General features: G+C 43.8%; 14 protein-coding genes. 10 read left to right on the top strand and 4 right to left on the bottom strand.

The window, feature by feature from the left end; genetic code table 11:
- Window positions 1-150 precede the first annotated feature (150 nt).
- The 3 genes from UNH61_RS20780 (at window position 151) to UNH61_RS20770 (ending at window position 3,596) form a co-directional block, all read left to right on the top strand.
- Window positions 151-996, top strand: a complete 846-nt coding sequence (locus UNH61_RS20780; protein ID WP_326993923.1) for an AraC family transcriptional regulator — start codon at window positions 151-153, stop codon at window positions 994-996.
- Window positions 997-1,264: 268 nt separating this feature from the next.
- Window positions 1,265-2,905, top strand: coding sequence for a serine hydrolase domain-containing protein (locus tag UNH61_RS20775; RefSeq protein ID WP_326993922.1), 1,641 nt, complete (start codon window positions 1,265-1,267; stop codon window positions 2,903-2,905).
- Between the two features lie 145 nt (window positions 2,906-3,050).
- Window positions 3,051-3,596, top strand: coding sequence for a hypothetical protein (locus tag UNH61_RS20770; RefSeq protein WP_326993921.1), 546 nt, complete (start codon window positions 3,051-3,053; stop codon window positions 3,594-3,596).
- A 95-nt stretch (window positions 3,597-3,691) separates the two neighbouring features.
- Here the strand turns inward: UNH61_RS20770 and UNH61_RS20765 are convergent, their stop codons facing one another.
- From UNH61_RS20765 to UNH61_RS20755, 3 genes are all read right to left on the bottom strand, one after another.
- Complete coding sequence (locus tag UNH61_RS20765) at window positions 3,692-4,291, bottom strand: class I SAM-dependent methyltransferase (protein WP_326993920.1); 600 nt, start codon at window positions 4,289-4,291, stop codon at window positions 3,692-3,694.
- Between the two features lie 233 nt (window positions 4,292-4,524).
- Window positions 4,525-4,671 carry a hypothetical protein gene (locus UNH61_RS20760; RefSeq protein ID WP_326993919.1) on the bottom strand — a complete coding sequence of 49 codons (147 nt, stop codon included), beginning with the start codon at window positions 4,669-4,671 and terminating at the stop codon, window positions 4,525-4,527.
- A gap of 145 nt (window positions 4,672-4,816) precedes the next feature.
- Window positions 4,817-7,222, bottom strand: a complete 2,406-nt coding sequence (locus UNH61_RS20755; RefSeq protein ID WP_326993918.1) for a TonB-dependent receptor — start codon at window positions 7,220-7,222, stop codon at window positions 4,817-4,819.
- 351 nt (window positions 7,223-7,573) lie between these two features.
- Between UNH61_RS20755 and UNH61_RS20750 the strand changes: the two genes are divergently transcribed.
- The 3 genes from UNH61_RS20750 to ppsA all read left to right on the top strand — a co-directional run bounded on the left by UNH61_RS20750 (window position 7,574) and on the right by ppsA (window position 11,552).
- Window positions 7,574-8,299, top strand: a complete 726-nt coding sequence (locus UNH61_RS20750; protein ID WP_326993917.1) for a hypothetical protein — start codon at window positions 7,574-7,576, stop codon at window positions 8,297-8,299.
- A gap of 154 nt (window positions 8,300-8,453) precedes the next feature.
- On the top strand, window positions 8,454-8,909 hold the full coding sequence (locus UNH61_RS20745; RefSeq protein WP_326993916.1) for a MarR family transcriptional regulator: 456 nt from the start codon (window positions 8,454-8,456) through the stop codon (window positions 8,907-8,909).
- A gap of 27 nt (window positions 8,910-8,936) precedes the next feature.
- Entirely contained in the window at window positions 8,937-11,552 is a 2,616-nt protein-coding gene (ppsA, locus tag UNH61_RS20740) for a phosphoenolpyruvate synthase (protein ID WP_326993915.1), read from the top strand.
- 6 nt (window positions 11,553-11,558) lie between these two features.
- Here the strand turns inward: ppsA and UNH61_RS20735 are convergent, their stop codons facing one another.
- Window positions 11,559-12,014 (bottom strand): SRPBCC family protein, encoded by a 456-nt coding sequence (locus UNH61_RS20735; protein ID WP_326993914.1) that lies wholly within the window; start codon window positions 12,012-12,014, stop codon window positions 11,559-11,561.
- A gap of 239 nt (window positions 12,015-12,253) precedes the next feature.
- On the opposite strand from UNH61_RS20735, the gene UNH61_RS20730 reads away from it, so the two are divergent.
- Genes UNH61_RS20730 through UNH61_RS20715 form a run of 4 tightly spaced genes read left to right on the top strand, consistent with a single transcriptional unit; the run spans window position 12,254 to window position 15,396 of the window.
- Window positions 12,254-13,006 carry an SDR family oxidoreductase gene (locus tag UNH61_RS20730; RefSeq protein ID WP_326993913.1) on the top strand — a complete coding sequence of 251 codons (753 nt, stop codon included), beginning with the start codon at window positions 12,254-12,256 and terminating at the stop codon, window positions 13,004-13,006.
- 55 nt (window positions 13,007-13,061) lie between these two features.
- Window positions 13,062-13,955: a helix-turn-helix domain-containing protein gene (locus UNH61_RS20725; RefSeq protein WP_326993912.1), complete on the top strand. Its 894-nt coding sequence runs from the start codon at window positions 13,062-13,064 to the stop codon at window positions 13,953-13,955.
- 34 nt (window positions 13,956-13,989) lie between these two features.
- Entirely contained in the window at window positions 13,990-14,430 is a 441-nt protein-coding gene (locus UNH61_RS20720; protein WP_326993911.1) for a DUF3592 domain-containing protein, read from the top strand.
- Window positions 14,431-14,433: 3 nt separating this feature from the next.
- Window positions 14,434-15,396, top strand: a complete 963-nt coding sequence (locus UNH61_RS20715) for a hypothetical protein (RefSeq protein WP_326993910.1) — start codon at window positions 14,434-14,436, stop codon at window positions 15,394-15,396.
- Window positions 15,397-15,411: the final 15 nt, after the last annotated feature.

The following is a 15,411-nucleotide window of genomic DNA, read 5'->3' as shown; positions in this document are numbered from 1 at the left end:
TTTTTGTATATCAATAACCCTTTTTTCCTTCATTATCAGATGATTGTGGGATAGGATATAAAGCATGGCAGGTGTTCGATAAATGCCATCCTGATAGATCTGCAAAAGCCACTGCTTATGAATCTTTTCTAACGTAACTTTAGATCAATCATGCAGGTACAACAGCACATCCCAAAATATCCGCTGTGCAACTTTATTCAACACATCGTTTACGTAAGCGGCGCATTACCGACTCCTTACCTGAGGGAACTACCGCAGGGCGGTATAAACCTGGTGATTGAGTTGAATGAAAATACTGTAAATACTGTCTATCCGGAAATAATGACCGGCAGTAAGAAGGTTGTAAAGAATGCCTGGATCTCTGGCACGCAGAAACAGGCCATTATGTACAAAAACAATCAGAATTCTACTATCATGGGGATCCGCTTTACGGTCGGCGGTTTTTTTTCGCTTACCAGGATCCCTGTAGCAGTATTGGATGAGGTGGGTATTGAAGCAGAAGAAGTTTTCGGAAGTTCCTTTATGCGGTTACATGAACAGTTGCTCAATGCCAGCTCCTTTGCTGAAAGAGTTGCATTGATCGAGCGCTATTTTTTACAGTATTCGGTTGAGGAGAATATGGGCGATCATATTGTGAAATTTATAAACCAGCATATAGACAAGCCCCTCGACTGGTTAATACAAAAATCGGGTTATTCACAAAAACATGTCATACACCTGCTTAAAACATATACCGGCTTTTCCCCTAAATATCTGCAAAGGATCCATCGATTAAGTCAGGTGGTGACGGAAATTCAAAAGAATAAAGACCATATTGATTGGTTTGCCATCATTCACCGGTATGGCTATTTTGATCAGGCTCATTTTATAAAGGATTTCTCGCATTTTACAGGTTTAAAACCAATGGAATATCTGAGATCGCAATTGGCATTGGACGAAAATAAGCGGGTACCCGATATGATTCTACAATTTGCTGATGATGGTGGTACGGAGTGATACTCATCGCTGACTGGCTGCCAGGAGTATCCCTTTTTCCAATTACAGCTATCGGTCTTTCCCTGTGAAAATAGGTGTGGTAAGTTTAAGCCGGATAACTATGGTCAGTTTGAATCGGAAAAAGATGGTCCGTCAGAACCCGACTGAAGTGGTCAACGAAATCGGATGGTGCAGCGTTCTGCGCTCAGACTGTTTCATAGACATCACAACCAGATAAATATAATATACGTAAATATTTGTATATTTTGGTAGCATCAAATCTACCACTATGACATCGCGGAGAACTTTCATGAAACAATCAGGTATGGCCTCCCTCGCGCTCCTGACCCCTCAACTATCCTTTAATGCTTCTGCAAATACTGGAGGTGATAAGTTTACTTCGTTACGCAAAGCCGTTGCCACGCATGCAGCAACGCTTAAGATCCCTGGCCTGGTGGCAGCAGTAGTAGAAGATGGCCAGGTTGTGTTCCTGCAGACCGAGGGCTTCGCAGATGTTGAGAAAAAGATCCCTATCAGCCGTAGCCATATATTCCCTGTTGCATCACTTACAAAAACGTTTGCGGCGGTAACACTCATGTTATATGAGCAGCAGGGCAAAGCAAGTATAGACGACTATATTTTGGATTATCCCTTTTTGCCGGTCGGCCTCACACCCGACCGGCTGGTGACGCCGAACCTGAAGATTAAGCATGTACTTAGTCATACCTCTGAAGGGGAACCCGGTTCAAATTATATCTACAATGGCAACCGCTATAGTTTCGTGTACGGCGTATTCGAGAAGATTAGTGGCAACACAAAGCATTATGAGGCCTTTGCTGATGAAGTGACTAAAAACATATTAAGGCCTCTTGCAATGAAGAATACTTTTCCAGGGTATCCGACTTATCAAAATGTATCATTCTCCGCAAAGGTCGTAACGACTTATTCATGGGATCGTGAACATCAAAAATTCAACCCGGACAAAGGTCTCTCCGGGGCCACCACATTATTTCCTGCAACAAACCTTTTTACGACTATTGATGACCTGGTAGCGTATAGTTCAGCGCTGGATAACAATACCCTCCTTAGTGCGGATGGTTATCACAAACTAACAACACCTTTTGTAACCAATAGTGGCAGGGAAAATCCTTACGGGTTAGGCTGGTCAACTCAACAAATTGCCGACAGGCAGGTTCACTGGCATTATGGATATGGAGAATCATACGCGGCGCTTATTATCCGGATACCAAAAGAAAAACGTGCCTTTATTTTACTTAGTAATAGTGTAGCTGCTTCCGAGCCGTTCATGTTGGGTTTTGGTAATTTGCTGAATTCTCCGTTTGCCATTGCATTTTTTAAACATGCTGTTTTGCAACATGGCGAACATCTTTCTTATGAGGATTTGATGAAGACGAAGACGCCGTCTGCTTATCCGCTCATCTACGACGAAGTATTCAGCCACGCGCTTACCCAATACTATGTAGAAAAGAATTATAATGGAACCAAAGGAGTCGCTCAGACTTTGCTGCAGTACCTGGCGCAAAATGATGTAGCACGATTTCAAAGAATGGACCCATCTCTTATCTATCTTTTGGAAAAGATAGGTAGCCAAAGTTTAAAAACACAAATGGAAAGTGCGATCAAGGCTTATATTTCGACTGGCTATTTTAATCCTGAGGTTCATGACTCTATCGCACGATGGTATGAAAGTACGAATGATGGAGAGGGCGCTCGCCTATGGTATCATTCACTCGCAGACAGTAAAGGGTATGGGGAACAATGGCAGGTGAAGAATGCCTGCACGAAGTTGGGAAAGTATTACCTTGAACAGGGAGAGATAGAAAAAGGGAGGTCGTACCTATGGCGAGAGGCATTATATGCTCCTGGTGATGCGGCAGAGCAGATTAAACTGATGAACACATTAAAATAAAAAAGAATTGGAGCGGCCTGAATAGATCAAAAGTCAGAATGAGTACAAAGTGTTCGATTGTGATCCCTCTCAGCCCGCAAATAAGTGGTATATATTGTGATTCCCTTAGCATTTTAATAAAAAAAGGATGCTTATCTTCATATATATGTTACGGATCATTTTTCTTGCTGCTGTTTTAATGTCTGGTTTGGCTGTAAAAGCGCAGACAGATTCCTCCTCCGGCGCTGTGAATCGCCGGGAGTCAGCTTTTAATCGCCCGCAACCCGTAAATGATACGAACCATATCCGTTCAAAATGGTCTATAACGAAGTATGCAGGCGTTTCTGCCGGCTTTGTAGCATTTAAAGGAGGAGGAGGTTCTTTCTTGTCGGTGCCGTTGTCGTTGCAACTGAATCGTCAGTTAACCAATAACCTGTTTGCTTTTGGCGCAGTATCAGCTACGCCCGCCGTTTTTCGTTCCAACATGCCTTATCAGCCTATGACGAATAAGGGGAATAGCTGGATGCAGCAAAACAACTTCTCTGCCTGGTCTGATGCTAAAATAGGGGTGATGTACATCAGTAATGACAGGACATTCTCTATTTCCGGAAGTGTTGGTGTGGGTAGAGGTACTTATAATGGTTATTCTCCATTCTACGCACCTATGTATGCGCCTGTCCATTCTCCGGTAGGAGGACATGGAGTGTGGTAGCAATGAGTTGATAGCGAATACTGCCTATAATAAAACTCATTTTAACTGAAGAACAAAAACAAATCACAGGAAGAGATGAAAATGATATCCGCTGGTTATTTTCTGCATTTAATCAAATAAAACGGATAATTTTCAACTATCTCCTCTACCTGAAAGAGACCATATGGGCCAAATTCTTCCTGGATGGCTTCTTCGTCATAAAAAAATATATTCACCCCTCCGAATTGTTCAAAACGATCTTTGCTGATTAATTTACCTTGTCCGTAGGTTGGGGCTTTCCTGGATATGGCAGTGAAAACCATATAGCCTCCGCCGGTTAACTGATGGTAACAATCGCTGATTAATTTTGCTCTCTCACCTTTGTCCAGTAGATGAATGAGTGCATGGCTGAAAATACCGTCGTAATGATGACTGTCGAATGGCATATCCGTCACGGAGCCATGGTAGATTTTTACTGATGGTGTGTAGTGCTTTGCCGCCATTTCGATGGCAGTTGCCGAAATTTCAATACCTGTAACTTCCATTCCCTTATTGATGAAAGCCTGCGCGTTGCGCCCATAGCCTATGCCTGGAATTAGTACTTTTTTTACTTCCTTATCAGCAAACATTGTTGCGGTTAGCAGGGCGGAGTTAGTAGGGTTGAGTCCCCACATTTCCTGTTTCTCCTGAAAACTGTTCTCCCAAAATTCTGTCATAAATAGTTATTTGTCACTCTTTTGGCTTCCTGCTCCAGGATTGAAATCATTTTTGCATATGATCCGGCCTGGGCCAGTAAAGGTACTTCATTATAAGTACAATGGGAATTGCCAATGTAATCCAGGACAAGATATCCCAGATTCCTTCATACACTAGACATATAATCAGGCCGGCCAGCGTAAGGATAAATAATAAGACCGGCATTTCCCATAACCGTACTAATATCTTTCTTTTATCTTGTTGCATCCTGCATGTTTTTTTCAGATTCTTCCATTAACACCCATTGCTGATTGGCTGCATTTCGCCTTTTGATCCAGAGGTATATCCCGGTTGCCAATGCCGCAATTGTAGCGAGGTCGAATATTGCCCAGAATGCCACCAGAACCATTTTTTTGCTGCAGCTACTTTCATTTTTATTTTGTTAAAATGATTGGATATAGAACATATCAGTTGACGCGATCATGATTTTTAAAGTGCCGGGAAGCGCAGCAAAGCCGTCTTCCCGGCCCGGGCATGCACTTTTTCTAGAATTTATAGACCAGATTAGCGCCAAAATTTCTAAGCTTCTGAGGTCCGAAAGAACTTCCCAAAGCAATCCATGATTTTTGATCGGTGAGATTATCTATTTTGAAAGCCACCCTTATTTTCCTGTAATCATAGAAAACAGAGGCATTTAAAATGGTAAATTCCGGCAAACTGAAAACGCCCGTGCTCACACTATTCACTACTTTGTTTTCGCTGGCGTAATTACCGCCAAACCCTACGCCCAGCCCATTTAAAACGCCTTTGGGCATCCGGTAGCTCATCCAGAAATTAGCGGTCGTAGGTGAAGAGGCTCCCGTAGGTCTTCTTCCCTCCACATCGGCATCGGCCTTTGTCATTTTGGAATCATTATAGGCATAGCCGGCAACGATATTCAGACCGTTAACGGGGTTGGCAATCAGTTCAACTTCAACTCCTTTACTCAATTGGGTTCCGTCCTGTACGGATGCACCAGCTAAGCGCATATCACTTCTGAGCACATTCGAAACTTCAATATTGTAATAAGAGATGGTGGAAGAAAGGCGTCCGTTGAATAAATCCAGCTTTATCCCGCCTTCAACCTGGTTTGCAAAGCCGGGCTTTGCGGAAACTTGTACCAGGTTATTGGATGGTTCATTAAAAGCGTAATAGACACCCTGGTTATTAAAGCTGTTTTGATAATTGGCAAATAAAGAGACCTTGTTATGTACTGGTTGAAACACAATTCCCAATTTGGGGGAAAGTGCCGTTTGCGAATATTTATCTGTTGTTTGTCCGGTTGTCAGATTATATGAACCTTTGTTTTCAAAATGGTCTACGCGAAGTGCCGCCAATACCATTAAATCCTCCGTTATATTCAGCACATCTGAAACAAAAGCGCTGTAGGTATTCGATTGGGTAATAGTAGTAGGATTTATGGTGCTTTGGTTATTTAACACTGAATCCAGTTTGGCCCGGTTAAATCGTGTATAGGCAGGAATGTTTCCATAAGCAGGAATCTGATCAAAATTAGCAACGAAAATGGAAGATTTACTATAGCGGTTAAAATAATCCAGTCCCAGCACCACGCGATTGCGCAGGCTTCCTATCTGGAAATCGCCGTTAAAAGTTTGTTGTACTTCCGTTGCCTGGCTTAATGTAGATCTTGTTACCTGGGCTATGCGCCGAAGCGAGTCGTTGGGTTTAATATAAAATGCACTCAGCGGGCCATCCGAGAATCCTGAAGTAAAGGAGATATTTGTTTGAGAGTGCCAATTTTTGGAAATTTTGTAGGCCATCTCTCCAAAAAAGTTTCCGGTACGTTGGTTTACAAATATATCATCAATGGCGTAGTATCTCTTGTAGTCGATTTTCATATCCCTGATATTATTTGCTGAAAGCTGACTGACAGGCTGTTCAAAGAAGAAGTATTGCGGACAGCTGTTGGCGCCAACCGCAAGTTCTGCATCGAAGTTAAAAGTCACCTTATCATTCGCCAGGTAGGTAAGGCTGGGGGCGAATACAAAGTTCCTGGAGAAGCCCTGGTCCTGGAAGCTGTTCTCGGAAGTTACGGCTGTATTAATACGTGCCAGAACTGTTTTAGCGCTATCCAGCGGTATATTCACATCGCCGGAGAGCCGGTTGAAACCGTATGAGCCAGTGGCGAAGCTTACTTCTCCGCCAAATTCTTTGTACGGCTTTTTGGTTACGCGATTGATTAAGCCCCCGAAAGAGGTAAGCGAATTGCCAAATAATGTGGCTGATGGCCCCTTGATTACTTCTACGCGTTCCAGGTTCGCTACGTCGATGCCACTAATAACATTACCTGCTATCCCGTTGCGAAGTTTGGCCTGTACACTGAATCCCCTTGAATTGTAATACGTACCTCCGTCGTCTCCACGACCGGATCCTTGTCTCATTTTCTGAATACCTGGTGCATTTTTCAATGCGTCTTCAATGCTGAAAGCTACCTGTTCTGCTACAAGATCCTTGGTTATACTGGTATATACCTGCGGATTTTCAAGATTCTTCAATGGCATTTTAGATACATAGCTGCTGCTCTTTTGGGCAAACTTATTAGTCTTATACGATTTGATGACGATTTCGCTTAACGCTGTGTAAGTTTCCGTGAGATGCACATCTGCTATCTGTAAATCAGTTGTTCCAACAGTAACAGGAACTGTTACAGCTTTTAGTCCTATGCCGGTAATAATAAGATGATAGGATCCCGAATGAACATTTCTGAGTACATATTGCCCTGTATAATCTGTTGCTGTTACCAGGTTTTTTTTATCAAGTGATACTGAAATTCCTTCGATGGGCCGGCCATCTGCCGTTAATACTCTTCCCTTTATACTGATGGCGTTTTGCCCGAATGCTACAGTTATGAAAAAGAGCAGCCCTGTGATTAGTACGATTTTTTTACTCATTTCAGATATTTTAATTCAGCTATTGAACTATATTTTTTTAGACGGGCGCAAATTAAACAGGGTATGTATTGGCAGGTTTCGAATTTGGAAAAACCATTTACGAATTCAGGAATTTATCAGACTATGGACACGGACCAGAAAATACTATCAAGGCATGTCTTTCCCGAAATCATAAATTATTTTCCCGAAATCGTAAATCATATTAAAATAGCGGAACTACTTTTATGATGTCATATATCGCCAGCTGTAGCTAAGCCGTATCCGATATCAGCGTTCATATGCTGATGTTGTGGGATAGGCGTTTTTGACCCAATCAGGAAATCCATTTTTATTATTTAGAATTACGAAAACATGAAATTACCCAAAGCTATTGTCGCTCTTTTACTATTATTATCGGCATACAATGCATCAGCGCATGCTTTATGGCTTCAAACATCAGGTACTGGCAAAAAGGGAACTCCCCATGAAGTAATTGTATACTTCGCAGAACCAGCTCAGCAAAAGGAGCTTTTGGACAGTAAGGAATGGAGCATGGCAAAAGGATTTGACCTGTGGGCAGTAAGCCCTTCAGGGAAGCAGTTCAAATTGGAAGCTAAACCGCAGAAAGATTGTTATGCCGCAACGTTTACCCCGGAAGAAGAAGGACTATACCGGGTACTGTTGAAACACGAAAGAATCGGCGTGTTGACGTTTGACGGAACCGGATCCTTTGTACCTTATTTTTATGCCTGTACCAATGTTTGGATAGGAAATGATCATGCAGTTGCCAATGTTATTTCGCCCGACAGAAGTTTGTTGCCAATGAGCATTTTACCCGTTTTAAGCAAAGGAACCCAAAAAGTGTTCTTTCACGCTACTTTACCGGAAGGATTGAAATATCAGATTACTGTTTTTTCTCCTTCCGGAAAGCATATCAATATAGCAGCTAATGGCAGCAATCAGCTGGTATTTGACGCCGTAGAACAGGGGGGCTACCAGGTGGAAGTGTCGGCGGTTGACACAAAGCCCGGAACAATTGGTGGCAGGGAATATCAAAAAGCATTTCATATCGCAACAACTACCTTCGAGATAAAATAGACCGGCAGCATTTTAAGCTGTAATGACACGGAGGAAATGAATCCTGTTCTGTTAACCTCTTTTTCCCTTTTCTCACATCTTCCTCAAATTATTTTTCTCCCTTGTTATTTTGTATTATCTTAGTAACTAAGATATTTATTTAGTAAGATATAAAATGAACGACGACATCATCACCCGGGTGAGAAAACTCAGCCAGTCATACGCCTATACCTCTATTCATATGCACGAAGCCATTGGCCGAAAGGCCGGGCTGTCAGGGACTGACCATAAGTACCTGGGTTTTTTAATAGTGAAAGGAGCAATGACCGCAGGCGAACTCTCCGGGTTAACGGGTCTGACTACCGGTGCTATCACGGGGTTGATAGACAGGTTTGAGAAGAAAAAACTGGTGAAAAGGCAATTCGCTGAAAACGACAGGCGAAAAGTCATCATCGTGCCCAACACAAAAAAAATAATGGCACTTTTTGAACCGCTTTATAAGGAATTCCGGAGCAAAACAGAAAAATTGATGGCTTCGTTTACAAATGAAGAGATGAAAGTCATAGAAACCTACTTCTCAAAAGCGATCGAAATAATGAATGATACCACCAACACGCTGAACAGTAAATAAAAGCAGCAAACAAGAAAACATCCAAATATGATCAGTAAGGGTTCATTTGTACTAAGTTTTCGGGAAATTGACAGAACAAAGCTGGCCGTGGCCGGAGGAAAAGGAGCGAACCTGGGGGAGCTTTCGGGGATCAACGGCATTCATGTACCCGATGGCTTTTGTATAACCACGGAGGCCTTTGAGAGGATCATTGTGGAAATTCCGTTGATCAATAGATTATTGGAGCAGCTGGCGTTGCTGAAGGTCGATAGCCGGCATCAAATCAGCGCATTAAGTACCGGAATTCGTAAGCTTATTGAAGAAGCAGCTATCCCCCGGGATATTGTGGATGAAATTTTCCGGCAGCTATCCCGGTTTGAAGAAGGAGCTGCGTATGCTGTTCGATCCAGCGCAACCGCCGAAGATTTACCAACCGCATCTTTTGCAGGACAGCATGATACCTACTTAAACATCATCGGAAAAGCCGCTATTCTGCAGCATATCAGCAAATGCTGGGCATCCCTGTTTACGGAGCGTGCAATCATGTACCGGTTACAGCATGGATTCGATCACCGCAAAGTTCAGCTGGCTGTAGTAGTTCAGCAAATGATATTTCCGGAGGCAGCGGGTATTTTATTCACTGCCGATCCGGTCACTTCCAACAGAAAGGTGGTATCCATCGATGCCAGCTTCGGCCTGGGCGAGGCCCTGGTGTCGGGATTGGTGAATGCAGACGTCTATAAAGTTCGCAGCGGCAGGGTGACCGATAAAAAGATATCTGCCAAAAAACTGGCTATCTATCCCCTGAAAGATGGCGGCACAAAAGAACAACCGATACAACCTGAACTGCAGAACAATCCTGCACTGACAGATGAACAGATCTTACAATTGGAGCAGACTGGCAGGGAAATAGAAGCTCATTTCGGGCAGCCACAGGATATTGAATGGTGCCTGTCGGATGATACGTTTTATATAGTCCAGAGCAGGCCCATTACTACTTTATACCCGGTTCCCGAGGCGAATGATGAAGAGAACCATGTTTATGTATCTGTGGGGCATCAGCAAATGATGACTGATCCCATGAGACCTTTGGGTTGGTCGTTATTCCGCTTGGCAACCCGGCCTATGTATGTAGCTGCAGGAAGATTGTTTGTAGATGTGGCACCAGAACTGGCTTCTCCTGTAAAAAGAGATATGGTGGTGGATGTGCTGGGCAAATCTGACCCGCTCATAAAGGATGCATTGATGACCATTTTAAAGCGGAATGATTTTATAAAGCAGTTACCACCAGATGACGTAAAAGACCAGGAACCAGGCAGCGGCCGGTCACTCATGGATTTTCAGGCACTGAATGAATATGATCCTGCAGTTGTATCTGACCTGATCAGCAGTAGTCAGGCTTTGATAAATGAGCTAAAGCATAACATACAAACGAAGTCTGGGGCAGAGCTGATTGATTTTATCATAGAAGACACAAGAAACTTAAGGAAGTTTTTCCTGGAATCGCAGAGCCTGGGGGTGATTGTAACAGCTATGAATGCAGCCGCATGGATCAATGATAAAATGAAGGAGTGGCTGAACGAAAAGAATGTGGCCGACACGCTTTCTCAATCAGTGCCCAATAATATTACTTCAGAAATGGGGCTGGCGTTATTGGATGTGGCAGATGTCATTCGTCCTTATCCGGAAGTAATAGCATATCTGCAACACACGAAAGATGATAACTTTTTGAATGAACTGCCCGGGTTTCATGGAGGACAGGAAACTCAGCAGGCGATTACTGATTTTCTCGATAGATACGGTATGCGATGCGCCGGGGAAATTGATATTACCAGAACGCGCTGGTGTGAGAAGCCTGCTATCCTGGTGCCTTTGATCCTCAGTAATATCAAAAATTTTGAACCACGTGCCAGTACCCGGAAATTTGAACAGGGAAAACAGGATGCACAGCGAAAGGAACAAACGTTACTGGATCAGCTGAAGCAATTACCGGATGGAACGGAAAAAGCAGCAGAAACTGAGCGAATGATCCATCTGGTACGGAGTTTAGCCGGTTACAGGGAATACCCCAAATACAGTATTGTAAGCCATTACATTATCTATAAACAGGCGTTACTGAAAGAAGCGGTACAACTCGTACGCACCAACGTAATTCAGGAGAAAGAGGATATATACTATCTTACTTTGGAAGAATTGCGTGAAGTAACGCGAACGCATACACTGGATTACCAGCTGATTCGCCAGCGTAAAAATGAATACAGGCTATATGAAAAATTAAATCCACCGCGGGTGATAACCTCTGACGGAGAGATTGTTACAGGGGAGTACAAGCGGGAAAATCTTCCGGCTAACGCAATTGTAGGGCTGCCGGTATCCTCCGGTGTTATAGAAGGGCGTGCACGTGTTATCCTGAATATGGAGGATGCTGATCTGGAAGATGGAGACATACTGGTGACCTCTTTTACCGATCCCAGTTGGACGCCCTTGTTTTTATCGATCAGGGGCCTGATCACCGAAGTAGGCGGCTTGATGACGCATGGAGCAGTTATTGCACGTGAGTACGGTTTGCCAGGAGTGGTTGGAGTAGAACATGCTACTAAATTGATCCGCGATGGCCAGCGGATCCGGGTGAATGGAACAGATGGATATGTGGAAATATTATAACTGATTTTAAATGCCTGGCATGCGCTCCTCCAGGCGATTCAGCATGAAGGCCCATGATGCTTTTGTGCGATCTGCATAAGGTTCCCATTTGATATCCATATCATGCTGCAGAGACAGTGTGCAGCCGTTTTCAACGGGTTGAATCTGAATGGTGACAATGCTGTCGTCTCCTGAATCAATATCAACACCCCAGGTGAAAACGAGGCGTGCAGGCCTTTCTATTTCCAGGTAAGTGCCAATATGGTCGAGCACCAGGTCGCCTCTTTTTACTTTATAGCTGAACTTACCACCAGGGTGTGGATCATTGGTAAGGCTAACAATTGTTTCCTCCCTGACGCTTGGGCCAAACATCCATTTCCCGAGCAACCCGGTGTTGAGCCACGCATCAAAAACTTCTTCTGCGGAAGTATGGAAGTTTTTTTGAACAGTTACGAATGTTCTTTTTTCGATTTCCTGTTTCATGTGGATTCGTTTAGGTTTTGAAGATCGCTTTCCACCGTCCGTTTGGCAGGGACTGCTATAGCATGAAATACATCTTGCTAAAACTGGTTACTAATATACATGTAACAAAGCAATTTTTTACTGATTTATAGACAGGCAGCGCCCTTCAGGCCATCAGAGAAATGTATAAGTCTTTTCCTTAAACATATAAGTAAGCCACTGCGAATCGTTGGAGCTTTGTGTTGCAAAACTAATTTATCATGAATACAAAGATCGCAATTATAACTGGTGGCAGCCGGGGTATTGGGAAAAGCATTGCATTGAATGCCGCGAAACGTGGTATGGGCGTTATTCTTACTTATAACAGCCATCCGGAAGAAGGAACCGCTGTAGCTGCAGCGATCAACAAAAACGGTGGCAGGGCGGTGGCCGTAAAACTGGATACCGCTAATATGGTGTCGCTGGATGATTTTGTTGCAGAAGTCCGGCAGGTGCTTAAGCAGGAGTGGAACTCGGAACAATTCAGCTACCTCGTCAACAATGCGGGCATCGCCCAGCGGACGCTGATTAAAGATACTACCGAAGCCATCTTCGACCAACTCGTAAGCGTGAACTTCAAAGGTGTATTTTTTGTGACGCAAAAGCTGATGCCGCTTATAGAGGATGGCGGGCAAATCATTAATATCTCTTCCGGACTTGCCCGGTTTGCTTTTCCCGGAGTGGCTGTATACGGGGCAATCAAATCGGCCGTGGAAGGGCTAACCAGGTACTTTGCTAAGGAATATGCTTCCCGAAGGATCCGTGTCAATACCGTTGCGCCCGGTGCCATAGATACGGAATTTGGAGGTGGTAAAGGGGATGAGAGTCAACGTCAGCAGATTGCCGGCGTGACAGCATTAGGCCGGCTGGGAGAAGCAGAAGATGTGGGCGTTTTTGTAGCAGCCATGCTATCGGACGATAGCCGTTTTGTGAATGCGCAGCGTATTGAAGTTGGTGGTGGAATCTTTATCTGACAGATGGCTGATTTATTTTTGATAGCTTTGTATCCGGCATCTAAATCAATGCGAGATGGAGTACGTAGATATCAAATCAATTGCTGATCTGCACGATTTCTTTCATTATCATAAGCCACTGCATCCTTTAATATCAGTGGTAGATCTGGCAAAAGTAGACCGTTCGCATAGAAAGCCCGGGGCTTTATACCGGATGGACATGTATTCCGTTGCCTGCAAAAAAGTGGAAGGCTCCTTTAAGTACGGCCACACCAGCTACGATTTTTCGGAAGGTACATTGATGTTTACAGCGCCTTACCAGGTGTTGTCGCCCGGGATCGAGAACAGGGTAGAAGGCTGGGGGCTTTATATCCATCCTGATTTTTTACATGCCAGTGGTAAAGGACATCAATTAACCACCTATTCTTTTTGGGGCTATGATGCCAATGAAGCCCTGCATATTTCAGATACAGAAGGGAAGATCCTGCAGGATTGCCTTTTAAATATTCAAAGGGAGATATCCATGAACCTGGATACTCACTCCTACAATCTCATCCTGACTAACCTCGAGTTGTTGCTGTCTTACAGCTCAAGGTTCTATGATCGTCAGTTTCTGACAAGAGTAAGATCGGGCAATGATATTGTCGGGAAATTCGACAGACTTTTAAATGATTATTTCACGGGTGATTCCCTTATTGAATCCGGAGTTCCCGATGTAAAGTATTTTGCTCTGCAACTGAACCTGTCGGCGAATTATCTTGCTGATCTGTTGCAAAAATATACGGGTAAATCAACACAGGAGCACATTCATTTAAAGCTGGTGGATAAAGCAAAATTGTTGTTATGGAGTACCAGCAACCCAATCAGTGAAATTGCCTATGATCTGGGGTTTCAGCATCCGTCTCATTTTACGAAGCTGTTCAGGAATAAGACAGGGATGTCGCCCAAAGAGTTCAGGAGTCAGCATTGATCGATACGTCCGCACAATCCCGTATCTTTAGGTCATGTTTAAACCCTTAAACAATAAAGCAACACCTATGTGGTACTATAGCCTGATGCTCGCCCTGGGGGGCCTGATGTTAATCCTTGCCTGTCTTTTTCTCAGGAAATCCCTTTTCTTCCTGCACACAGGTGAAAAGGCAATGGGCACCGTTACTGAATTAACCGAATACAATGATGCGGACGGCAGGTTCTATAGCCCCGTCTTTACATTCAGAACCAGTAACAATGAAGAGTACAAATACCATCTGAATATGTCGAGCAGTCCATCGGCGTGGTCGGTAGGAGAGCAGCAAATGCTCATCTATCATCCCGACGATCCCCAAACAGTGAGAATGCTGAGTTATTTCGGTATTTTCAATTGGGCTATCTTGCTAACTGCCGCGGGATTACCACTATTGGTGATAGGAGGTGGATATTATCTGGCGGTGAATTTTCTGAAATAGATGATGAGCAAAGGACAAAAAGCATTACTTATTGCGATAGGTATTGCGGTGCTTTATGCGATTATACTGAGGTTGCTTTTCGGGGTTGACACCTGGGACGGCCTCTTTAGGGTAATGTCGGTATCCTTCCTGTTTTTCCTGCCGGTGATCGTCGGTATTCTAACAGTGTATTTTTCAAATGTTGAACAGGCCAGAAAACCGGTATATCGCTTTTTCGCACCCTGGATACCGATCTGTATATTTTTTGTAATCACGCTGGCACTGGCGCTGGAGGGATGGGCCTGTTGGCTGATGGTACTGCCGCTTTTCCTGCTGGCGGCTTCTCTCGGAGGTTTCATTGGCGGCTATCTGAAATCACGCGATAAGGAAAATAAACGCTATATCTCTTTATTTGCGCTCCTGCCATTTATGGCTGCACCGGTGGAAAAACTGGTGGGAGAAATTCCGGGTACCTATGAAGCCTATACGTATATCGATATTCATGCGCCCGCAGAAAGGATCTGGAACAACGTAACGAGGGTGAAAGCAATTTCCGCCGAACAGGATAAAGGTTGGCTCACAAGAGCACTCGGCTTTCCCCGGCCGGTGAAGGCAGAATTGAATTTTAACGGAGTGGGCGCTTACCGGAAGGCCATATTTACCGGTGGACTTGTTTTTCACGAAACAGTATCGGCATATGAAGAACAGAAAAAAATGGTTTTTTCCATCAAGGCATATCCCTACGAGATCCCTTCTACAACAATGGATGATCATGTAGTAATCGGTGGAAAGTATTTTGATGTACTGAATGGCACTTACGAGCTCGAAAAATTGAATGATACAACGTACAGACTACATCTTTACAGTCATTTTAAATTAACAACTACTTTTAATTTTTACGCAAGCTGGTGGGCCAGGTGGATCATGAAAGATATTCAGCACAATATCTTGCAGGTAGAAAAAGAAAGAGCCGAGAAAGGTATATAATGAACTTGTCATGCT

This window comes from Chitinophaga sp. 180180018-3, from assembly GCF_037893185.1.
GTDB lineage: Bacteria > Bacteroidota > Bacteroidia > Chitinophagales > Chitinophagaceae > Chitinophaga.
The sequence above is the reverse complement of the archived record's forward strand: the minus strand, read 5'-3'. Positions and strand labels throughout refer to the sequence as shown.